Below are 22,558 nucleotides of genomic sequence, written 5' to 3' on the forward strand. Positions count from 1 at the left end.
GGAAAACGCGGGAGCAGGCAAGCCAGTTGCTCCCGCGCTGATCTGCTTCGATGTATAGACGCAGACCTACCGTTCGATCGAGCGATTCCACCGTGCATTCCACTCCGGGCGTGCCTGGTTCACCTGGTCCCAATCAATGGAAATGGCGGTCTTCAGGTAGCTGTTCATCGCGTCCACCCGGGCACGGGTTTTGTCGGTGGTCGGGGTGGTGGGGTTCGACGGGATCTGATCGCCCAACTCCAACGCCGGCCCTTGTGCCTCGGCTGTCAACAAGTAAGCTGCCAGCTTTTGCGCCAGTTCCGGCTGGTCATTGCGGGCGATCACGCATTCGGCGACGTTCAGCACCACCGCGCCTTCCTTGGGTTGCGCATACTCCATCGGTACGCCCAACAGTTTCTGGGTCGCCACCTGGGTTGGCGTCAGGGGGAAGATCGCCGCTTCATCCGTCTGCACCATCTCGGAGATTTTCGCCGAGCTGGCAATGTATTCCAGTACATTGGGCCCGACGGTTTTTGGCCAGGCCTTGAAGCCGGGCTCGACGTTGGTTTCATCACCGCCCTGAATGCGGTTGAACATCAGGAAGCCATGCAAACCGAAGGTGGAGGAGGCCAGGGACTGGAACACCACCTTGTCCTTGAAGCGCGGGTCGGCCAGGTCCATCCACGAGGTGGGCGCGCTCCAGCCGTTTTCCTTGAACATCTTGGCGTTGTAGCCCAGGCCGGTGACGCCGAGGGTGACGGCGACCGCTTCATCCTTGATTTTGGCTTTGGCCGGGATCTGGTCGAGTGTCGGGCTGGGGTTAAGTTTTTCACACAGGCCCATGGCGATGGCGCGGTACATGATGCCGTCATCAAGGAACATTACGTGTATCTGTGGGTTGTCTTTATTGGCCTGGACCTTGGCGAGGATGTCCGACGAGGTGCCCGGGACGATCACCACCTTGACGTTGTTGGCCTTCTCGAATGGGGGCAGCACCTTGTCGGCGTAGACCCGTTCCATGGTGCCGCCGTTCATGCCCAGGTACAGCGTGGGGGCAGCATGAGCGACGCCAGTGACCAGGGTGAGGGACAGGCAAGACAGCGCAGTACATTTACTCATAGTTTGAATCAGGGGCATGGGTCTTCCTCCAAGGGTTGGAAACGACGGATGGAAAAGGCTTCGATGGGGTGTCGGCTGGCACCCGTGCAGACGATGTCTGCCAGGGTTTCGCCGACTGCGGGGCCGAGCTGGAACCCGGTGCCGGCAAAGCCGAAACCGTGCAGCAGGCCGGGTTGGGTGCCGCTGGCGCCGATCACCGGTTCGTGGTCGGGCAAGTAGCCTTCGGTGCCGCTCCAGGTGCGGATCGCTTGGGCACCTTTGAGGAACGGGTACAGCTCGGTGGCGTTGCGCAAGATTTCCAGCACCGCTGCCTGGCCCACACGGGCCTGCTGCGGGCCGAGGGCAAAGCCGCGACCGCCGCCAAGGATACAATTGCCGCGAGCGACTTGCCGTGCATAAATCCCGCCGCCCTCGACGCCGGTGCTGACGTCCATCACCACGGGCAACGGCTCGGTCACCAACATCGCCGGGTGTGCCGATTGCATCGGTACTGGCTCACCAAACTGCGCCGCAACGTTGCCGGCCCAGGCGCCTGCGCAGTTCAACAACCAAGGAGCTTGCAGTTGCAGGCCGTTGACGCAGCGCACCTGGAACAGGCGACCGTTGTGTTCGATATGGGTGACTTCAGCCTGTTCATGGACCTGGGCACCCAGGCGTTGTGCCGCGCGGGCGAAAGCGGGCGAGACCAGGCGTGGATTGGCGTGGCCATCATCGGGGCACAAGGATGCACCCACCGCCACATCGCCTACCCACGGAAAACGTGCCCGCAGTTGGGTATGGTCGAGCAATTGCAAGTCCAGGCCAAATTCACCGCTGGCCTCGGCATAGGCATGCAGGGCGGCCAGGTCGGCGTGGGTGCGTGCTAATTTCAGGTGCCCGGAACGCACGTACTCGCCATCGATGCCAATCAACCCCGGCAGATCGGCCCACAATTGATGCGAGCGTTGCGACAGCGGCAACTGATGCAGTGGCCGGCCCTGGCGTCGCACACCACCATAGTTGACACCGCTGGAGTGAGAGCCACAAAAATCCCGCTCCAGCAGCGCCACACGCTTGCCTCTTTGCGCGAGCATCAGGGCCGCCGATGCGCCGACGATACCGCCGCCGAGGATGATCACTTCACTGTCGATCATGGCTGCACCTGCACACCAAACGACAGCGGCTTGATCGGTGCCTGGCCGCGTAGCCGGCCGATGCTTTCCAGCGCTCGACCGCTGCGCTGGGCAACGATCTCTGCTGCCGCCAAGCCACACATCCGGCCTTGGCAGCGGCCCATGCCGACCCGGCAATGGGCCTTGACCCGATTCAGTTCCCAGTGGCCTTCGTCCACCACGGCGCGTACATCACCGACGCTGACTTCTTCACAGCGGCAGAGGATCAATTCATCCGGTGCATTCGCGGCCCAGGCCTGGGGAAAAGGAAAAGCGGTTTCCAGGCCATGACGAAAGCGCTGGATGCTTGCCAATTGCTGTTCCAGCACGGGCCCGCGGCGGTGATCCAGGGCCATGCCCAGGTCTTCCAGCAACGCCAGCGCCGCACGCTCTCCGGCCATGTGTGCGGCATCGGCGCCCATGATGCCGGCACCATCGCCGGCAAGGTAAACGCCTTCGACACTGCTGCGTCCCGCCGCGTCGTGTATTGGCAGCCAGGCACGGTTCAGTTCGCTCCAGGCAAACTCACAACCGAGCAAGTCCGCCAGTTGCGTCTCGCTGCGCAGGGCATGGGCGAAAGCCACCGCGTCACACGCCAATGCCCGCTGGTTCCAGCGAATGCCACTGACCCGTTGCTCACCGTCAATCTGTTCCAGGGTTGCGTCTTGATGTACCGGGATGCCATGGGCGGTCAGCCAGGCGCGGTAATACATGCCTTTGGCCAGGGTCATCGGCTGGCCGAGCAGGGCGGGCAAGGCCCGGCACTGGGCGCTGAAGGGTGCGCTGTCGAGCACTGCTACCACCTTGGCCCCGGCCTTGGCGTATTGGTACGCCACCAGGTAGAGCAATGGCCCGCTGCCGCAAAACACCACGCGCTCGCCGATGGCGCAGCCCTGGTATTTCAAGGCGATTTGCGCGGCCCCCAGGCTGTAGGCTCCGGGCAAGGTCCAGCCCGGTACGGGCAGGATCCGGTCGGTGGCGCCGGTGGCGACGATGACGTGCGTGTATTCGATGCTGTTAGCATGACCGTCAGTCAGCGTGTCCAGGCGACCGTTTTCGGCATTCCACACCAGGGTTTGCGGCCGGTAATCAATCAGCGGCGCCAGTTCATCCAGGGTGCGATGCACGGCCTGTGCCTTGCCGGCTTCGAAGCCATACAACTGTTTGGCCGAGCGCTGGAAGTTTGCCGGCTGGCGACGATAAACCTGCCCGCCACCGCGCAGGTTTTCGTCCACCAGGCAGGGTGTCACGCCATGATCGAGCAGGGTGCGCGCAGCGCTGATGCCGGCAGGACCGGCACCGATAATCACCACTGTCTTCATGCCTCGCGCCCCGGATCACGGCGAATCGCCTGGCCTTCTTCCAAGAGTGTCGAGCAGGCGCGTACCCGACGACCGTCTTCCAGGCGTACCCAGCAATCCTGGCAGGCGCCCATCAGGCAGAAACCGGCACGCCGTTCTGCGCTGAAGTCGCTGCCTCGCAGGTGCTCGGCGCAGGTCAGCACGGCCGTCAGCAAGGTGTCTCCCCGCAAGCCGCGGGCAGGTTGCCCGTCAAGGGTAAAGGTCAGGGCCTGCCGCTCGGTCTCGGCCAGTCGCTTGAACAATGCCATCAGTGTTTCCCCACCAATACCCGGTCCAGGCCGTAGACCCGGTCGAGCAGAATCATCGTGGCTGCGGTCAAGGCAATCACCAGTGCCGACACCGCCGCCATCATCGGGTCGATGGATTCAGTGGCATACACGTACATGCGCACCGGCAGGGTTTGGGTGGCCGGTGAGCTGACAAAAATCGACAGCGTGACCTCATCGAAACTGTTGATGAATGCCAACAACCAGCCGCCGGCCACGCCGGGCAAAATCATCGGCAGGGTGATCTGGCGAAACAGGGTAAAACGGCTGGCACCGAGGGATTCGGCAGCCTGCTCGGCGCTGCGGTCGATACCGATGGCTGCGGCCAGTACCAGGCGCAGCACATACGGCGTGATGATCACCACGTGGGCCAGCATCAACCAGGTGAAACTGCCGTTGACCCCCATCAGTGCAAACAAGCGCAGCATCGCCACCCCCAGCACCAGGTGCGGGATGATGATTGGCGACAGGAATAACGCACTGAAAAAGTTGCGGCCGATAAATTGATAACGGCTGATGGCCAAGGCGGCAGGCACGGCAATCAGCGTCGCCAGGGTGGCGGCGACAAACGCCAGGACCAGGCTGTTATAGAAGGCCTGGATAAAGTCGGCACGCTCGAACACTGCACGGAACCAGCGCAGGGAGAAGCCCGAGGTGGGCAGGCTCAAGGTGTTTTCCGGGGTGAAGGCCACCAGGCACACCACCACCAGCGGCGCCATCATGAACAGCACCACCAGGCTGTGAAAACCGAGGGCCAAAGGGCCGTTTCTGGACATTTCTTTATACTCCCAGGGACTTTTTGTAGCGGCCTTCAACCATGCGGTTCCAGCTCAGCATGATCAGCAGATTGATCAACAGCAGCACCACCGCGATGGTCGCGCCCATGGGCCAATTCAGTTCCGAGAGGTATTGGTCGTAGACCACCGTGGCGACCATCTTCAGCCGGCGTCCGCCCAGCAGGCCGGGGATGGCGAAGGAACTGGCCGCCAGGCCAAACACGATCAGCGTCCCGGACAGCACGCCGGGCATGACTTGTGGTAACACGATTTTGCGCATCACCGTGGCCTGGCTGGCACCCAGTGACAGGGCTGCCTGTTCCGCCGACGGATCGAGCTTTTGCAGCGAGGTCCACACCGGAATGATCATGAATGGCAACATCACGTGAACCAGGGCGATGATCACCGCGAATGAGGTGTACAGCAGCTTTACCGGGCGCCCGCCGAGGGCCTGGATCACCTGATTGATCAGGCCGTCGGCCCCCAGTAGCAGGCTCCAGCCGAAGGCCCGGACCACCACCGAAATCAGCAGCGGGGTGAGGATCAGGATCAGGAAGATCGACCGCCATGGTGTACCCATGCGGCTGAGAATATAGGCCTCGGGCACGCCGATCACTACGCACAACAGGGTCACCAGGGCGCTGATCCAGAAGGTGCGCCAGAAGATCTCGTAGAAGTACGAGTCACTGAACAGCGACAGGTAATGGGCGAAGGTCCACTCATCCGACTTCACGCCAACTTGATAATCAAAGACGTTGAACGACAGCACCAGCGTCAGGCCCAGAGGCAGGAGCAACAGCCCGACAAACAGCACCAGCGCCGGCAGTGACAGCAGGTACCCCCGGCTCATGCCCGTACCTCATCTGCCGCCAGCACCCGCAATAGGCTCGCCTGCCAATCCAGGCCCACCGCCATGTTGCAACCCAGGGGAGGACTGCCGTCGTTGCTGCGTACCACGGTCAGTTCGCCGAGGCTGGTGTGGATGCGATACAGCCATTGGCTGCCGAAGAAGTAGCGGTCCAGGACCTTGCCTTGCAGGCGGCCGGCACCGGCGTTCACCAGGTCGATTTTTTCCGGGCGCAGGCTTAGGGTCAGCGTGCCAGCGCCGGGCGCATGTCGTACTTGCGGGATGCCTTGCTCGTCGAAATCCCCAGTCAGCAGATTGGCCTTGCCGACGAAGTCGGAGATGAAACGGGTGCGCGGGTGTTCATAGAGCTTGTAGGGCTCGTCGATCTGGGTCACCCGACCGTCCTGCATCACCACCACCCGGTCGCTGATGGACAGCGCTTCGGCCTGGTCATGGGTGACCATCAAGGTGGTGATGCCGACTTCGCACTGAATGCGGCGAATCTCGAACTGCATCTCTTCGCGCAGGTTGGCGTCGAGATTGGACAGCGGTTCATCCAGCAGTAACACCGGCGGCTCGATTACCAGCGCGCGGGCCAGGGCCACCCGTTGGCGTTGGCCGCCGGATAGCTCCCGTGGGTAGCGCTCGGCATGCGGGGCCAGGCGCACCAGCTCCAGCACGGTCTTGACCCGGCTGGCAATCTCGGTGGTGGGCACTTTGCGCATCTTCAGGCCGAAGGCGACGTTGTCGCGCACGCTCATGTGGGGAAACAGCGCGTAGCTCTGGAACACCACGCCCAGGCCTCGGCTGGCGGGTTTGGCGTGGGTGATGTCGCGGCCATCGAGGAGAATCCGGCCGGCCGTGACGTCAACGAAGCCGGCGATCATTTGCAGGGTGGTGGTCTTGCCGCAACCGGATGGACCGAGCAGGGAAACGAATTCGCCTTTTTCCACCGAGAGGTCAGTGGCGACCACCGCATCGACGGTGCCGTAGCGTTTGCTCAGGGCGTTGAGTTGGAGAAATGCCATGTCTGCGTTCCACCTTTTTTAGTCGCGTCGAGACGCGCTTTTTTGTTTTGGGCAGATGCGAAAAGGGTGTTGCGGGTGCGTTGGCGCTCGATCTTGAGTCGGCTGCCATTAGTTGTTCATTTCGCCCCTGTGGACGCAGATTAGGACGAAGACTAGGATGGGCGGAAGATAGAATTTCACTGAAAGAACTATTTTTTCAATTTAATTCATTCATTGGAATTTAAAGTGAGATTGAGGTTTATGAATTCCACTGATCGGAATAGTGATGCCAAAGAAGTCGGAGCAGGCGGCGTCTCCCGACTGTTTGCGGTGCTGCGCGTCCTGGGTGCGGTACCGCAAGGCGGTGAGCGGGTGACACAGTTGGCGCAACAGGTTGGCCTGTCTCAACCCACCACTCACCGCCTGCTGCGCAGCCTGATGGACGAGGGCATGGTCGAGCAGGATGCTCGCAGCAAGCGCTACCGCTTGAGCCTGGAGTTTTTTGCCCTGGCGGCCAACGCGGGTAACACCGGCAACCTGCGCGACCTGGTGCGTCCGAGCATGCTGCGGCTCAGTGCCTCACTTGGAGATTCATTGTTCCTGTTGGCCCGCAGCGGCTTTGATGCGATTTGCCTGGACCGCAGCGAAGGTCCGTACCCGATTCGCACCTTTACCGGCGACATCGGTGGCCGCGTGGCCCTGGGCGTGGGGCAGGGCAGCTTGGCGATCCTGGCGTTTTTACCGGAGGAGGAGCGTGAAACGGTGATCCGCTATAACTTGCCCAGGCTCAAGGACTTCCACCTGTACGACGAAGTGTTCCTGCGCTCGGAAGTGCAGAACGTCCGTCGCCTGGGCTATGCCGCGCGCAACACCGGGGTGTTGGAGGGCATGGCGGGCCTTGCGGTACCGATCCTCAATCGCGAGGGGTATGCGGTGGCGGCGTTGAGTGTGGCGACCATCAGCGACCGCCTGGGGCCGAGCCGTTTGCCGACGGTAGTGGAGTTGCTCAAGCGGGAAGCGGCGGCCATCGGCCCGCGAATCAATCCGTTTGATCCGACATTACGTCGACCTTCGCAGATTTTTGAAGGCAAGGATTGAGTTATACGGTGAGTCTCGTTGGCTGCCAACTAATGAGACTGGCAGCAATAGTGGATCCATCTACGGTATAAACGCGGGTCGCTTTGTTTTCCTTCAGGTTCATTGTTCATGCCAACTCTTTCGCAACGACCGCTGTGGCAGGTCTACCTGATTTTTCTGGCGCCGATGGTGCTGTCGAACTTTCTCCAGAGCTTTTCCGGGACCCTCAATGGCATCTACGTCGGGCAGATGCTTGGCACCCAGGCGCTGGCGGCGGTGTCGGGGATGTTTCCCATCGTGTTCTTTTTCATTGCCCTGGTGATTGGCTTGGGAGCGGGCGCTTCGGTGCTGATCGGCCAGGCCTGGGGGGCGCAGGAGACAGGGATGGTCAAGGCCATCACCGGAGCGACACTGACCCTCGGCGCGTTGATCGGGGTGATCGCGGCGGTATTGGGCAGCCTGTTCGCCCGCCCGGCAATGCAGGCGTTGGGCACGCCGGTGGATGTGCTGGACGACGCCGTCGGCTATGCCCAGGCGATGATGCTGATCATGCCGCTGCTGCTGGTGTTTATCCTGTTTACCCAATTGCTGCGGGGAGTGAGTGATACCGTGTCGCCGTTGCTGGCGTTGATGGTGTCGACCGCGACAGGCCTGCTGTTGACCCCGGCGCTGATTCTCGGTTGGCTGGGCTTGCCACCCATGGGTATCCAGAGTGCTGTATGGGCCGGCTTGATGGGCAACACCCTGGCAATGTTGTTTTTGATTTTGCGCCTGCGTCATAAACGTCATGTGATGGCACCTGATCGGCAACTGTTGGCGGCGCTGCGGCTGGACCGCGCGATCCTCGGCAAGGTCTTGCGCATCGGCTTACCCACGGGCTTGCAGATGGTGGTGCTGTCGCTGTCGGAACTGGTGATCCTGGCCCTCGTCAACAGCCACGGTTCTCAAGCCACCGCGGCGTATGGCGCGGTGACGCAAATCGTCAACTACGTGCAATTCCCGGCATTATCGATTGCCATCACCGCCTCGATCCTGGGGGCACAGGCCATTGGTGCCGGACGCTTGGAGCGCATCGGGCCTATCCTGCGTACCGGGCTGTTGATCAATACCTGCCTGACCGGTGGCTTGATTGTGCTGGGATACGTGCTATCCCACTGGCTGTTGGGGTTGTTCATTACCGACACCCAGGCGCGGGTCAACGCCGAACACCTGCTGCATATCATGCTCTGGAGCATCCTGGTGTTTGGCTTCCAGGCCGTGGTAGGCGGGATCATGCGCGCCAGTGGCGTGGTGCTGGTGCCGGTGGCGATTTCGATCTTTTGTGTGCTGGCGGTGGAACTGCCGGTAGCGTATCTGCTCAATGCGCGGTTTGGGTTGGAAGGGGTGTGGATGGCGTTTCCGGTGACTTACCTGGCGATGCTGGGGTTGCAGGTGGCGTATTACCGGTTGGTTTGGCGGCATAAGCAGATCAAGCGCCTGGTGTGACGGCCGGGAGTGTAGGCGAGGGTGATAGTGAAGAGGCTGAAAGGGTCAAGCAATTGCTCCGTTTAATAGGAAGCATTACTATTCACGTCCCGCCTTCCCAGTGCTCCTTCATGATGCCTCAGCCGCCCACCAAACCAGGCTTTTTCGAGCACTACGAGGAGTTGATCGGGACCTGGACGCGCCGTCTGAGAAACCGTCAACAGGCCGAGGACTTGGCCCACGACACTTTTGTGCGGGTGCTTGAGTCCAGCTCCACTGAAGTCTCGCAACCTCGCGCCTACTTGCATCAAACCGCGCGCAATATCGCGGTGGATGCTTATCGTCGCGAGGACCGCCGGGGGGCGATGGCGTTGGAGACCTTTGATCAGCGTTCACCCCACAGTGGCGACCCTGAGCATTTCATGCACGCGATTCAACTGGCGGACTCCATCGAGCGGGCGTTGGCCGAATTACCCCTCAACTGCCGCAAGATTTTTATCTGGCAAAAGATCGAAGGCCTGACCCAGCAGGAAATCGCCGAGCACCTGGGGCTGTCAAAAAACATGGTGGAAAAGTATATGATCCGCACCCTGCGGCATCTGCGTGACCGCCTGGACGCGATGGCCCCATGACTAACGCCCGCTTTGAAACAGGACCCTCCATGATCGATAGCCGTGAGTGTGCCGGCGGTAGCGAGACAGCCCGTGACGAGGCTGCGCAATGGTTTGTGCGCCTGCAGGACAGCCCATTGAGTGGCGAGGAGCGCAGCCGTTTCGATGCCTGGCGCGAAGCGCATCCTGACCATCAGTATGAATTCGATGTGTTGCAAGGGGTGTGGAGTGCTACCGAGCTGGTACCCAAGGTTCGTTTGCAAGCATTGTGCGACGCGCCCGTGGTACGTACGCAGCGTCGGCCCTTGCTGCGTTATGCGGTAGCGGCCAGCGTCTTGGCCGTGGCGCTCGGGCTTGGATTGTTCAGCGGCCTGGACCACCCCGGGGTTTACACGGGCGAATTCAGCACCCTGCCGGGTGAGCGTCGTCAGGTGGCATTGCCTGATGGTTCGCTGATGGACCTGAACACTCGCAGCGTGGTCACGGTGCGCTATGAAAAAGGCCGGCGCGGCATCAAGCTTGAGCAGGGCGAGGCGATGTTCAGCGTGGAGCATGACGCCAGCCGACCCTTTGTGGTCGAAGCCGGGGCGGGACAAGTAACGGTGACCGGGACGCGCTTTGACGTGCGCCGCGATGACGACCAGACTCGCGTGGTGGTCGAGGCCGGGACGGTCAAGGTGCAGGGCCGGTCTCCAGAGGCGTCCGTCACACTTACGGCGGGGCGTGGTACGCAGGTCGATGGGCAGGGCCAGGTGGCGGCAGCTTATGCGGTTAATCCGCAGGAGCTGACTGCCTGGCGCACCGGCAAGTTGGTATTCAACAACACGTCCCTCGGTGAAGTGGCCCGGGAAGTGTCCCGCTACCGCGAGCATCCCTTGCGAGTCAGTACTGCAGCGGTCAGTAACCTGCGATTGACCAGCGTGTTCAAGTCCACCGACACCGACGCCTTGCTCAAGGCCTTGCCGCACATTCTGCCGGTGGCTTTGCGCACCTTGCCCGATGGCAGCCAGGAAATAATTTCACGCTAGATTCAGGTTTTTCCCTAGTTCTTCGTCTTCTTGTCCAAATGCAACTGGTTTGCATTAACAGACGCACTCTCTTGCGATCACAGGACTAGGTTCGACGTGAAAAAACTCGCCGTGAAAAACAATAAATCCTCTCGTTGGGCACCTCTTGCGCTGGCCTTGGCGGTGAGCGCCGCGATCCCGTCGGTCTATGCCGACCAGGCGTCACCTTCCATCCATATACAGGCGCAACCCTTGGGCTCGGCCTTGAGTCAGCTGGGCCAGCAAACCTCCCTGCAAGTGTTCTTCAATCCTGGCCTGGTGGTTGGCAAGCAAGCCCCGGCGGTAAACGGCAACCTGTCGCCGGAGCAAGCCCTGCGTCAACTGTTGCAAGGCAGCGGCCTGGACTACCAGATGGAGGCTGGTTCGGTGACCTTGCATGCGCTGTCCAGCGGCAGCGGTGAGGCTGGCTCGCCCTTGGAACTGGGGGCAACCGACATCCGGGTGGTCGGTGACTGGCTCGGCGATGCCAATGCCGAAGTGGTGCAGAACCATCCGGGCGCGCGGACCGTAGTACGCCGTGAAACCATGGTGGAGCAGGGTGCGATGAACGTGGGTGATGTGTTGCGGCGCATTCCTGGTGTACAGGTGCAGGACGCCAACGGTACTGGCGGCAGCGATATTTCCCTCAACGTCGGTGTTCGTGGCCTGACGTCACGCCTGTCACCGCGTTCCACGGTGCTGATCGACGGCGTACCGGCGGCCTTCGCGCCTTATGGTCAGCCACAACTGTCCATGGCGCCGATTTCCTCCGGCAACCTGGACAGCATCGACGTGGTACGCGGTGCCGGTTCCGTGCGTTATGGGCCGCAGAACGTGGGTGGCGTGATCAACTTCGTGACTCGGGCGATCCCCGAGAAATTCTCCGGCGAGGTCGGCACCACCCTGGAAACCTCCGCTCACGGCGGTTGGAAACACATCGAAAACGCTTTTATCGGCGGTACCGCCGACAATGGCATTGGCGTTGCATTGCTCTACTCCGGGGTCAATGGCAACGGCTACCGCAACAGTAACCACTCCAACGATATCGACGATGTGCTTCTCAAGACTCACTGGGCGCCGACGGATCAAGACGATTTCTCGCTGAATTTCCACTACTACGACGCCAGTGCCGACATGCCTGGCGGCCTGACCCAGAAACAGTTTGATGCCAACCCATATCAATCGATGCGTGACTGGGACAATTTCAGCGGCCGGCGCAAGGATGTGTCTTTCAAGTACATCCGGCAGATCGACGATCGCACCCAGGCTGAAGTGCTGACCTACTACTCCGACAGCTTCCGTGGCAGCACTATCGCCAACCGTAACCTGGGCGCCCTCAACGCCTACCCGCGTACGTACTACACCTTCGGAATTGAGCCACGGGTGTCCCATGTGTTCGACCTGGGGCCGACCACCCAGGAAGCCAGCATTGGCTACCGCTATCTGAAAGAAGGCATGCACGAGCAGGCCACCAGTTTGGCCCTGGTCAACAACCAACCGACGCCGGTCGGCGAGAATGACGGCCACGTTTATCAGGACCGCACCGGTGGCACCGAGGCCAACTCGTTTTATATCGATGACAAGATTGATGTCGGTAAATGGACCATTACGCCGGGCATTCGCTTCGAAAGCATTCGCACCGAATGGCATGACCGCCCAGTGGTGGGCCTGAACGGCAAGCCGGTCCAGGAGAAGCGCCGGGAGATCAGCAGCAACGAGCCGTTACCGGCCTTGAGCGTGATGTATCACATGTCGGATGCCTGGAAATTGTTCGCCAACTACGAAACCTCGTTCGGCAGCTTGCAATACTTCCAGCTCGGCCAAGGCGGCAACGGTGACCAGACGGCCAACGGCCTGAACCCGGAAAAGGCCAAGACCTACGAGATTGGTACCCGTTATAACGACAGCGTTTGGGGCGGCGAAGTGACGCTGTTCTACATCGACTTCTCCGATGAGCTGCAATATGTCAGTAACGATGTGGGCTGGACCAACCTCGGCGCCACCAAACATCAGGGCATTGAAGCGTCGGGCCATTATGACCTGTCGAACCTGGACCCGCGCCTGGACGGTCTGACCGCCAACGCCGGCTTCACCTACACCAAGGCCACCTCCGAAGGGGATGTCGCGTTCAAAGGCCGTGACTTGCCGCTGTATTCCCGTCAAGTGGCGACCCTGGGCCTGCGTTATGCCGTCAATCACTGGACCCACAACCTTGATGTCTACGCCCAGTCCGGCCAGCGCGCTCCGGGTACCGGCAGCACCTACATCACCCAGCCGACCGCAGACGGTCAGTACGGGGATATCCCTGGCTATGTCTCGGTCAACGTGCGCAGTGGCTATGACTTCGGTGCGTCGCTATCGAACCTTAAACTGGGGGTCGGGGTGAAAAACCTGTTCGACCAACAGCATTACACCCGTTCGAGCGACAACAACGCCGGGCTTTATCTGGGAGAGCCACGGACTTACTTCGTGCAGGCCAGCGTCGGGTTCTGATCCACGGTGTACGCGAAGGATCGCCGTATCAGGCTGCGATCCTTTGCTGCCCTTATCGAAGCTTTATCCTGACACTTGCCGACGCCTTGCTTCTACGCTATCCACGCAGAATCCCTACATAAACCACCTTTCTTGTCGAAGTGCCGCGACGGTGCTTTCTTACGGTTTTTTGCTGATATTTGATGTGTTGCAGGAACTGATCCTGACAGGTTTGCCACACATACATGGCCTGCCTGCCGTTGAAAACCGGACGAACAATCCTTCGTCGAAAGGTTTCGTACTGGCGGCTGAACTGTGTATTCAAGCCGGACTGGAGATTTACATGTCGGTATCTGTTCTCGATAAACCCATACCCCATTCATCCCTGAACGAACCGCCCGAGGCTGACGTCAAGGCGAAGACTTCTGCATTTGCAGGCAAGGGGCAAGCAAACGGTGGTATCCGCTTCGACCCGCGAGAAAACAATCCTGGCCGGGTCCTTGAACACAAGCAACCCGGTACTCACGCTCATGCTGAGGACACCAGGAAGTCATTGCTCTCACAGGAAGGAGCGAACAAATACTTCGCCGGCCAGAATGCGGCGCCACAGGGGGCCCTGAATCAGCTTAGACATTGGTTTGGCGGTCATCGCCCACCCAAACCTATTCCGTGCAGGCCGGATCCTTGCTATTCGAAGCCGCCGACGCCGTGCAAGCCAGACCCTTGTTCTTCCAAGCCGCCGGAGCCTTGCAAGCCGGACCCTTGTTATTCGAAGCCGCCGACGTCGGGCAAGCCTGATCCTTGGTATTCAAAACGCAGTAATGAACAGTTGGGCCAGCAGCTCCTGGGCAACTTCAATGCGTTCAAGGACCCGAATGCCCCGCAATACATCACTACAAAAAGCCTGAAGGCGATGGCCGGCAGGCCGCTGACCGGCAATGCCGCAAGTGATCAGAACATACGCCTGGCCCGAGAGCTGGCGCGCCGTCCAGAGCTCGTCAAGGCCATGGACCGAAACAGCATAACCGGTGGTTTGGATGGCCTGATTGACCGGCAGAAAATTGGCATGATTATCCAGTCTGACAACCCATACAAGTATCTGGACGACCAACAATTGGCTGGGGAAATGTTGAAAAAGTTTGATGGATTGCAGGACGCTCACGCTCCCGGCCATATCAAAATCGAGAGACTCAAGACACTGGCCGGATGGCCTCTGACCGGCAACCCGGCCTGGGATGGACTCATCCATGTCGCGAGGGAAGTCAGCAAGCGGTCTGACCTGCTAAGGAAAATGGACAACCTGGCCAGTCAGGACAGTGACGGTTGGATCCGTAAACAGGCGCTAAGGCTGTTGTCCCACTAATCGCAGGTATCGGTGGCCTGATCAAGACGCAGGAGAAGCGCCGCGAATCTTCGTGGTGCTGCCACGCTTGTCGTTGATCCTTGAGTGAGACAGGAACTACTTTTACCGGTTCGCCACACAAGGTGTATCAGATGGCTTCGACCAAGCCAGTGAACTTTCCATTCTCCGCCAGGGCTTAGATATGACTTCAACTTCGTTTGGATCTCGTAATCCCGGACCCCAGCAAACCATCCGTACACCGCCTGGCCAAGCCAGTTCTAAGCAGATCAGTGATGGGGTGCTCCTGCAGGGCGCTCAACAAGATGCTGCCTTTACGGCGGCGTCCCACAGCACTCAATTGTCTCGCCTGCAGAGTGAGCTCGCCGGCAAAGGTTTCGAGGCCCAACGCGTAAAAGATTTTACCGACCAACGCAAGTTTCAGGTGCCTGCCGCAGATGACTTCGCCAAGGGCCTGCTGCCCCATGGATACACGGTTGATACTGTCCCTGACCCGCCGAGACTGATAGACGGGGCACTGGCCCGAATGGCCGGCACGATGAAAAACTTATTGAGGCTAGACAAATCTTGAACACCTGTTTTGCCAGAACTTCGCAAGCCTGATGGATGTGAGATTTTTACATGTTGTCTTCGGATTTCATTTGCTGATTCGGAACCAGTACGGCGATGACGCCACATACCCTTTGCTTATTTTACTGGCGTCATTGGGTGATCCCGGACGTTACGGTGGTGGCGACTAAACAAGCACGGATTAAAAAGTCAGGGGTTGAGTATGGTAATTGATAGTAGTGCAACTCGTGGTCGGCACGGCGCTATGGGCGAGGTTGATACCCAGCCGGTCCAAGGGCCACCTGTAACGAGTACGGGCAACAGTGATGCCAGCAAGGTTCCCCCGCAGGATTATGGGAGAGCTCGGGCTGTAATGTCCGGGCGGTCACTGCTATTGGCCAGGGCCGATGAAACCGTCCTGCATCACCGTGAGCTTCAGAACCTCCCGGCGGGTTCGTCCAGTAACGTGCGCCACAGCGCAAACGTGCCGGACAGTCCATCGACGACAGCAGCGAAGGGCCGCTTCTCAGTTGATCCTTTTCACGCAAAAAGCGATGCCGAGATTGTTCAGGTATTGGTCGAGACAATGGAGGATTTTGGAAGCGCTCTCCAAGGCCGGTCATTTTTTTTCGATAAAAAGAGCAGCGTCAAAATTGAGCAATTGGAGGAGATGAGCAAGGATCCGGACGAAATCGGCGGCTATGGCGAAACGATTCGTGATCCGGTCACGGGGCTGCCCCGCAAGCGGTACACCGAACACCAGGTGTATTTGGCGAAGAATATCGTGGAGCGTCCAAAGTTGTTGGACACGTTGGACAGCGCTATAAACCGTGGCAGCGGTATTTTCGGCAACTCTGATCAGAAAGGTTGGTTAAGCCAAAAAAGCCTTGAGCGATGGCTTGAGAATGACAGGGTCCAGAAAACCGGATAACGCCTCAAGGTACGAACTGTTACCCGATTTGCCCCGTTACACCTTCAGTATTTTCCCGCTGATCGCTACGCCCGCCAGCAGCAGGGCAATCAGCACAAAAGCCATGCTCAGGCTGCTGCCATGGGCGATAAAGCCGATCATCGCCGGGCCGGCCAGGATGCCGGCATACCCCAAGGTGGTGATGGCAGGCACGGCAATATGCTCCGGCATGACTTTTTGCTTGCCGACGGCGGTGTACAGCACCGGCACGATATTTGAGCAGCCGGCACCTACCAGGGCGTACCCCAGCAGGGCCGTTTCCCACCCAGAGAGCAAGGTGGTCAGCAGTATGCCTGCCGCCGCCAATGTACCGCCGATCACGATGACCCGGGTGGCGCCCAAGCGGCGAACGATGGCATCGCCGGTCAGGCGCCCGACTGTCATGGTCAAGGCAAATGCGGCATAGCCAAGGCCCGCGTAGGCTTCATCCAGGCCGCGCTCGGCACTGAGGAACACCGCACTCCAATCCAGCACGGCGCCTTCGGCAAGAAACACGACAAAGCACAGGCAGCCAATAAACAGCACGACGCCATGGGGAATGGCAAAGGCCGGTCCCGAGCTTTCACTGCCGTAGGGCAACAGGTGTGGCGCGGCCTTGAGCAGCGCCAGGACCACGATGACAACCGCCACCAGAGTGGCCGCAAGCGGTGACAGGCCCAATCCCAGCAATGCACTGACACCCGCCGCACCGACGATGCCTCCCAGGCTGAACAGCCCGTGGAAGCCCGACATCATGGTCTTGCCGCTGGCCCGTTCGACGATCACCGCTTGCAGGTTGATCGTGGAGTCCACTGCGCCCAGGCCGGCGCCAAACAGAAACAGGGCGACCATCAACAACGGGATTGAGCTGACGGTGGCCAGCAGCGGCAGGGCCAGGCAGATCAGAACGGTGCCTGCGGTCGCTACGCGGCGGATACCGTAGCGCGAAGCCAGGGCTCCCGCTGCCGGCATAGCGATGATCGAGCCTGCACCAAGGCACAGCAGCAATAGGCCAAGGGTGCCCTCGTCAAGCAGGGCGCGCGCCTTGGCATACGGCACCAGTGGCGCCCAGGCAGCAATGCCAAAACCTGCGATGAAAAACGCGATACGGGTCGACATTTGTTCCAGTCGGCCAGGAACCACGGGTGCTTGGGGACTGATGGCAGTCATGAAAAATCCTTGGTTTTGCATTCAACGATGGTGCACAGCGCAACATCCTTGCACATCGGGCCGTGTCGAGCGAGCAGGGTTTCCTTGGGGAGCCCTCGGAGCGGCCTTGCGCGTTGCCAACCGGAGCAACCGATATGTATTTTTACAATCATGGAACGCTATTCACCTTCTTCGCCACATAACCAGTGCTGACCTGCAGGGTGTTGGCCGGCTTCCTGTACGAGGTGATCTGGAAGGTGTGTAATCCGCTGCGAGAACTGGTGAACCCCGGGACTTTTGCAGCGGATTACCACCTTCCAGGCTCATCCTTTCATGCATGCCGATATGCCTCATCGCGAAACCGAGGGTTTGCTATGCTCACTCCACTTTTTTATGCGGACTGCGCAATGACCCGTTTCTATGACGCGCGGGGCAATATCTACGGTGTTGTCAGCCCAGGCGTATTGCGCGGCCAGGGCATTGACGTGCCGAACAGCGCCGTTCTGGCCGCGAGAACCCGGGATGCCTGGACGCTGGCGGCGGTGGCGTCCGAGTGTAGCTGGGGGGCGTTGCCGCATCCGCCAGAGAGCAAGGCTCACCGCTGTGACGGATTGTTGGTCGGACCGTTCCAGAGCGAGCCGCCATTCGACCTGCTGATCGTCAACACCGATGGTAGCCTGGCCGAGCGCAGCGGCAATGGCCTGACGATCTTTGCCCAGGCATTGACCGATCAAGGGTTGATGGCAGCAACGTGTGAGCTGCGGGTTCATCACGACAAAACAGATGCGCTGTCGCCGGTGGCGACTCGGGTAGAACCTGCGGTGCATGAACAGGTCCCGGGGTTCTGGCTGGCGTTAGGGCGCCCTGAATTCGGGCCGACAGCAGTAGGGGCAGCGAGTGTTGCTCGGGTATCGTTCAACGGTCGTGAGCTGAGCCATGTTTTGGGTTTGTCTTCGATCAATGCCCGATGGGGTCACAGTCAGTTTGTGCGTGTAGGCAACCCTCATTGCGTGACGCTGGTGCCTTATGCTTCGTGGCTGCCAAGCAACCGGCAAATGCAGCAGTTGGAACTGTTTGAGGCCTTGAAGGCGATCGCTTTTGCCCCCCCTGTCGGTGTTGGCCAGCCTTGCGTTGCCGGGGTCAACCTGCAATGGGTGGCTCGGGAATCCGATAATTGCCTCGTTGCGCGGGTGTTCGAGCGTGGAGAGGGCCCTACGGCGTCCTCTGGAACCAGCGCCAGTGCGGTGGCCTGCGCGGCCTGGTATGTGGGATGGGTTGGCGCGGGTGAAGTCGCGGTGGTGATGCCAGGGGGAACGGCACCCGTACGGCTGGAAGAACAAGATGGAGTGTTGAGCAGTGTCAGTCTGTTCGGCGCGGCGCGACGGCAAGAGACTTGAACAAGACAGTGGCTGGCCTATTAATCGAATCAGCATGTTCTCTATAAGTAAGTTATTGGTATGGGAATAACGTAGGGTTTTTCCTGTTGTTAGATACTGGCTCTTTGGTTGTAAGTCTCAACTTCATAAAAGACTATTCTTTCACAGTTGTACGAAACTTCTTTTTTATTTTCAAATGGCCGAATTCCGCCTGGAGTCGCTAACCTTAGGGCTGCTCAGGGATTCTTGTCGGCTCCGACTCAAACAACTACAGCCTCGGTGCGCAGGGAAGTCATTTCAGTACGGCAATTAATGGCGGACAACAACGGATGTTTAATGCACATGTTTCTTCCGGTTTTAAATTGATCATTCCGGGAGTTGTCCACGACTTCCAGGTACTTTGTTTTAAAGGCAATGAAACTATCAGCCAACCTTTTTTCATTCATGTGCAGTTGGTCAGTGAGAATCCCTCCCTGGATCTGGAGGTGTTTCTCCATCAGCCCGCCTATCTGGATTTCGGCGAGCCGGGTCAAGGGCTTCACGGGCAGATCTACGCCGTCGGCAGGGATGATCCGGGCCGCCGGCTGACCCATTATCACCTGACCCTGGCGCCGCGCCTGGCCTACCTTGCCTATCGTCGTGACCAGCGGATTTTCCAGCAGCGCAGCGTGCCGCAAATCATCGTGGCGGTGCTGGAGCACCACGGCATTCTTGCGGATGCCTATGCCTTCGAACTCGGTCCCGTTGTTTACCCGCCACGAACAATCTGCGTGCAGTACGCGGAAACCGACCTGCATTTTATCCAGCGATTGTGCGAGGAAGAGGGTATTCATTATCACCTGCGCCACAGCCCGGACGGTCATCTCCTGGTATTTGGCGATGATCAGACGGTATTCCGGCGGCTGCCGGCGCAGCGCTATTGTGCTATCCCGTCAGCCACGGATCAGTGTGTGATCCAGCGTTTTGATGTACGGCTGTCGACCCGTAGCGGGCGCGTGGTACGGGGTGATTATGACTTCGAACATCCCTCGCTGCACTTGCAGGATCAGGCTGGGATTTCCTCTGCCGAAGTCCTTGAAGACTACCAATACCCTGCAGGCTTCACCGGCCATCGGCGTGGCGCACAATTGGCTCGGCGTGGCCTGGAGCGTCATCAGCGCCATCGTTATCGGGCGTTGGGCAAAAGTGATCAGCCGGCTCTTCGCAGTGGGCATTTCCTGGCGCTGCGGGATCATCCGGACCACTCATGCAATGATTTGTGGCTGATCACACGCGTACGACACGAAGGTTATCAACCCCAGGTGCTGGAGGAGGCGACCTCGCAGATTGAGGCTTTCCATGGTTATCGCAACCGGTTCACCGCGACGCCTTGGCGCGCGCATTACCGCCCACCGCTCAAACACCCTAAGCCGCGAATCAGCGCAAGCCAGACCGCTACCGTCACCGGGCCTGTGGGTGAAGAGGTGCATTGTGATCAATATGGTCGGGTCAAGGTCCGGTTTCACTGGGATCGATTAGGCCCCAAGGATGACAAGAGCAGTTGCTGGGTGCGAGTCGCCTCCGGTTGGGCTGGCGATGGTTTTGGTGCTGTGTTGATCCCGCGAGTGGGCATGGAGGTGTTGGTGATCTTCCTGGAAGGTGATCCTGACCAGCCACTGATCAATGGCTGCCTGCCCAACACCCTGCAGATGCCGCCCTATCCCTTGCCGCAACACAAGACCCGCAGTGTCTTGCGCAGCCGCAGCTCTGCGGGTGGTACGGGAGCCAATGAACTGCACCTGGAAGACCGCCGTGGTGAGGAACTCATCTATTTGCGGGCCCAGCGCGACCTGGAACAACACGTGGGCCATGACAGTCGGCTGGAAATTGCAGGCGAGCGCCAGGAAACCATCCGTGGCTTGAGCACCGCCAACCTGGAAGATGAGGAGCACCGGCGTATCGCCGGTGATCGCAAGGTCAGGCTTGAAGCGGATGATCACCTCCGGGTGGCGGGCAGCAGCCAGATGCATGTGGGCCAGGCGTTGGTGATCGAGGCAGGCCAACAGATTCATCTCAAGGCCGGTGCCAGTTTGGTAATCGAGGCCGGAGCGCAGTTGAGCTTCAAGGCAGGTGGCGAGCATCTGCTGATACAGGCGGGCGGAATTTTCAGCAGTCGGACGATTACCTTGGGAGGCGTACCTGCTGCAATTCGTCCAGCGCACCCCGTGGGTCCGGGTGAGAGCGTGCTGCCATCATCTGTTACGACTGGTCTCAAGGTGTCTACCGTACAGGGCATGGTCATGGACCTGGCGAGGCAACTGGGTGCGGACTTTTGTCCGGTGTGTGAGCGCTGTCGCGAAGGCACGTGCGATGTCATGGGGAGGGCGGCCTGATGACGATCACTCCCGGCCACTGGCTGGCGCAACAGCAGCAGGCGGGGCGCTGGTTGTGCCTGATGCTTGATCGTGACAACGAAGCCTGCCAGTCACTGCAGGCAGCACGTGCAGTGTCGCAGTATTACAGCCTCTACAGTGCAACTGCCGTGGCGGAGTTGGCGGCGAATGGTCCGTTGGTCCTGTTGCTGGATCACCTCGACGAGCCCGCGCTTGCCAAGCTGTTGCAGCAGCCTGAGTTGAACTGGGGCTGGTTGGGTAGTCTGCCCGATGACGACCTGTCAGGGATCACTCGGCATTGGCGCGAGCGGCTGCTGGTGGGGCCAGAGGGAAACCGGGCGCTGTACCGTTTCCACGACAACCGTACCTTGGCACGCACCTTGGCCCATCTGCCGGCTCAGGAGTGGCCCGCCTTCCTGGGGCCGCTGATCAGCGTGTGCTACTGGCAAGGCGAGCACTGGAGTTGTGGCAACAACCCGGCGCCCGGTGAGTATCCGGTTCCCGATCCTGTTCCATGGCTTGAAGTCCCCAACCCTCAAGCCGAGGCGATTCTACAAGCCAATATCCTGCGATACCTGCTGGCTGAGCATAGTGAAGACCTTTGCCGATTGGTCGAACACCAGGATCCGAGGCTATGGCTGGCACAGGTGCTGGAGCAAGCTCGCGCCTGGCAATGGGAGGGGCCGGAGCAGTTGGAGTTTTTAGTGGTTCAGCGGTTGGTAGAGGCGAGCGGGGCGGCGGTTATTCATTGGCAGCCGATGCCTGGGGAGGATGCGATGGAGCATTTTCAGAGGGTGGTTGAGCAGCGGAAGCGGTTGGAGGGGGATGGCAGTCATGGCTAAGTGGAAGGTGTTGATGGGTAGTGCGTTGTTCGTGGGTGGCACGTTGGCCAGTAGTGGGTGCGCGGTGAAGGCGGTTGACAGTTTCACACTGGAGGTGGATTTGCCGGCGAATTTTCGCTTTAGGGGCGATGCGATTTACGAACCTGCAAGGGGGGAGGTTTGTACGTTACCCGAGCGACGAGGCAAACGGCCGGATTTTAAGGTTCTCGATACTCCGGGGAAACCCGAGGCCAACCGAGTCAGTTTCACAGTGCCATTGACGGAGCGGGTGAATAACTGCCCGCTGGTATTGCGCAGTATCACGTTTGATATGTATGCGAAATGGGGGGAGCGCTGGTCAGATGTTGGAGGAGATTATGCCTTTATTGGGATGCGCGATCGGTTGGAGTCGGGGATGTCGGGTATGCCTGAGTCTGGTGTTCAGGTGTTGCCGGGAGGGTGTCAGTGGTTTTTTCGCACCATGGGGCCGCTGCATGCAATTAGGAAACTTTTGAAATGCAATTCATTGGATGCTGAAGGGCAGCCGCGTACAGCGCGTGCAGGAGGCGTAGTGCAGAGGGGGGCTTTACAAGGGAAAACGTTGAGAATGGTATTGGGTTTGACCGATGAGGAACTGCCTGCTTTTGATGATCGTTGGGTAGCAGTTTCAGGTGGGTGGAAGCGTTGCATGGGTGACAGCCTGGATGATGTGTACGCGTTTTGCCGTGGAAATACGACTGATTTCAAGCCTTTCAAAATGCCAGATGGACGCATCTGCAATATCTACCCCACATGTAAGGAATAGG

20 protein-coding genes are annotated in these 22,558 nt (G+C 59.6%); 12 read left to right on the forward strand and 8 right to left on the reverse strand.

The genetic code is table 11. From position 1 onward, the window contains the following. Positions 1-66: 66 nt before the first annotated feature. The 7 genes from GIR22_RS07145 to GIR22_RS07175 are packed head-to-tail and all read right to left on the reverse strand — an operon-like array spanning position 67 to position 6,527. Positions 67-1,098 (reverse strand): ABC transporter substrate-binding protein, encoded by a 1,032-nt coding sequence (locus tag GIR22_RS07145; RefSeq protein WP_154742648.1) that lies wholly within the window; start codon positions 1,096-1,098, stop codon positions 67-69. Between the two features lie 8 nt (positions 1,099-1,106). After that, positions 1,107-2,231, reverse strand: coding sequence for an NAD(P)/FAD-dependent oxidoreductase (locus tag GIR22_RS07150; RefSeq protein ID WP_154742649.1), 1,125 nt, complete (start codon positions 2,229-2,231; stop codon positions 1,107-1,109). Further along, the gene (locus GIR22_RS07155) at positions 2,228-3,571 is read right to left on the reverse strand and encodes an FAD/NAD(P)-dependent oxidoreductase (protein ID WP_154742650.1); all 1,344 of its coding nucleotides are present in this window, start codon (positions 3,569-3,571) and stop codon (positions 2,228-2,230) included. Before GIR22_RS07155 ends, GIR22_RS07150 begins: the two co-directional genes overlap by 4 nt. Then, positions 3,568-3,858 carry a (2Fe-2S)-binding protein gene (locus GIR22_RS07160; RefSeq protein WP_154742651.1) on the reverse strand — a complete coding sequence of 97 codons (291 nt, stop codon included), beginning with the start codon at positions 3,856-3,858 and terminating at the stop codon, positions 3,568-3,570. The genes GIR22_RS07155 and GIR22_RS07160 overlap by 4 nt, the downstream gene beginning before the upstream one ends. Continuing rightward, positions 3,858-4,652: an ABC transporter permease gene (locus GIR22_RS07165; RefSeq protein WP_154742652.1), complete on the reverse strand. Its 795-nt coding sequence runs from the start codon at positions 4,650-4,652 to the stop codon at positions 3,858-3,860. Before GIR22_RS07165 ends, GIR22_RS07160 begins: the two co-directional genes overlap by 1 nt. A 4-nt stretch (positions 4,653-4,656) precedes the next feature. Continuing rightward, positions 4,657-5,502: an ABC transporter permease gene (locus GIR22_RS07170; protein ID WP_154742653.1), complete on the reverse strand. Its 846-nt coding sequence runs from the start codon at positions 5,500-5,502 to the stop codon at positions 4,657-4,659. Continuing rightward, positions 5,499-6,527, reverse strand: coding sequence for an ABC transporter ATP-binding protein (locus tag GIR22_RS07175; protein ID WP_154742654.1), 1,029 nt, complete (start codon positions 6,525-6,527; stop codon positions 5,499-5,501). Before GIR22_RS07175 ends, GIR22_RS07170 begins: the two co-directional genes overlap by 4 nt. A gap of 240 nt (positions 6,528-6,767) precedes the next feature. Between GIR22_RS07175 and GIR22_RS07180 the strand changes: the two genes are divergently transcribed. The 8 genes from GIR22_RS07180 (at position 6,768) to GIR22_RS07215 (ending at position 16,016) form a co-directional block, all read left to right on the forward strand. Further along, a complete protein-coding gene (locus GIR22_RS07180; RefSeq protein ID WP_154742655.1) occupies positions 6,768-7,604 on the forward strand; it encodes an IclR family transcriptional regulator in 837 nt (278 codons plus the stop codon). A gap of 108 nt (positions 7,605-7,712) precedes the next feature. Next, positions 7,713-9,068: an MATE family efflux transporter gene (locus GIR22_RS07185; RefSeq protein ID WP_154742656.1), complete on the forward strand. Its 1,356-nt coding sequence runs from the start codon at positions 7,713-7,715 to the stop codon at positions 9,066-9,068. A 110-nt stretch (positions 9,069-9,178) separates the two neighbouring features. Next, positions 9,179-9,679 (forward strand): sigma-70 family RNA polymerase sigma factor, encoded by a 501-nt coding sequence (locus GIR22_RS07190; RefSeq protein WP_154742657.1) that lies wholly within the window; start codon positions 9,179-9,181, stop codon positions 9,677-9,679. Between the two features lie 29 nt (positions 9,680-9,708). Next, complete coding sequence (locus GIR22_RS07195; RefSeq protein ID WP_154742658.1) at positions 9,709-10,686, forward strand: FecR family protein; 978 nt, start codon at positions 9,709-9,711, stop codon at positions 10,684-10,686. Positions 10,687-10,782: 96 nt separating this feature from the next. Beyond that, positions 10,783-13,197 (forward strand): TonB-dependent siderophore receptor, encoded by a 2,415-nt coding sequence (locus tag GIR22_RS07200; protein ID WP_178122141.1) that lies wholly within the window; start codon positions 10,783-10,785, stop codon positions 13,195-13,197. Positions 13,198-13,348: 151 nt separating this feature from the next. Then, a complete protein-coding gene (locus GIR22_RS26305; RefSeq protein ID WP_246208054.1) occupies positions 13,349-14,539 on the forward strand; it encodes a type III secretion effector protein in 1,191 nt (396 codons plus the stop codon). Between the two features lie 181 nt (positions 14,540-14,720). Next, the gene (locus GIR22_RS07210; protein WP_154742660.1) at positions 14,721-15,107 is read left to right on the forward strand and encodes a hypothetical protein; all 387 of its coding nucleotides are present in this window, start codon (positions 14,721-14,723) and stop codon (positions 15,105-15,107) included. Between the two features lie 201 nt (positions 15,108-15,308). Continuing rightward, positions 15,309-16,016: a hypothetical protein gene (locus GIR22_RS07215; protein ID WP_154742661.1), complete on the forward strand. Its 708-nt coding sequence runs from the start codon at positions 15,309-15,311 to the stop codon at positions 16,014-16,016. Between the two features lie 36 nt (positions 16,017-16,052). Here GIR22_RS07215 and GIR22_RS07220 read toward each other — a convergent pair whose 3' ends face one another. Next, complete coding sequence (locus GIR22_RS07220; protein WP_154742662.1) at positions 16,053-17,204, reverse strand: MFS transporter; 1,152 nt, start codon at positions 17,202-17,204, stop codon at positions 16,053-16,055. Positions 17,205-17,590: 386 nt separating this feature from the next. Here GIR22_RS07220 and GIR22_RS07225 point away from each other — a divergent pair, with 386 nt between their 5' ends. The 4 genes from GIR22_RS07225 (at position 17,591) to GIR22_RS07240 (ending at position 22,557) form a co-directional block, all read left to right on the forward strand. Beyond that, positions 17,591-18,580 carry a diaminopimelate epimerase gene (locus GIR22_RS07225; protein ID WP_154742663.1) on the forward strand — a complete coding sequence of 330 codons (990 nt, stop codon included), beginning with the start codon at positions 17,591-17,593 and terminating at the stop codon, positions 18,578-18,580. Positions 18,581-18,888: 308 nt separating this feature from the next. Beyond that, positions 18,889-20,931, forward strand: a complete 2,043-nt coding sequence (tssI, locus tag GIR22_RS07230) for a type VI secretion system tip protein TssI/VgrG (RefSeq protein WP_154742664.1) — start codon at positions 18,889-18,891, stop codon at positions 20,929-20,931. Further along, positions 20,931-21,773, forward strand: coding sequence for a DUF4123 domain-containing protein (locus tag GIR22_RS07235; RefSeq protein ID WP_154742665.1), 843 nt, complete (start codon positions 20,931-20,933; stop codon positions 21,771-21,773). The genes tssI and GIR22_RS07235 overlap by 1 nt, the downstream gene beginning before the upstream one ends. Beyond that, positions 21,766-22,557, forward strand: coding sequence for a hypothetical protein (locus tag GIR22_RS07240; protein ID WP_154742666.1), 792 nt, complete (start codon positions 21,766-21,768; stop codon positions 22,555-22,557). Before GIR22_RS07235 ends, GIR22_RS07240 begins: the two co-directional genes overlap by 8 nt. Position 22,558: the final 1 nt, after the last annotated feature.

It is taken from the genome of Pseudomonas karstica (assembly GCF_009707515.1).
Taxonomy (GTDB): Bacteria; Pseudomonadota; Gammaproteobacteria; order Pseudomonadales; family Pseudomonadaceae; genus Aquipseudomonas; species Aquipseudomonas karstica.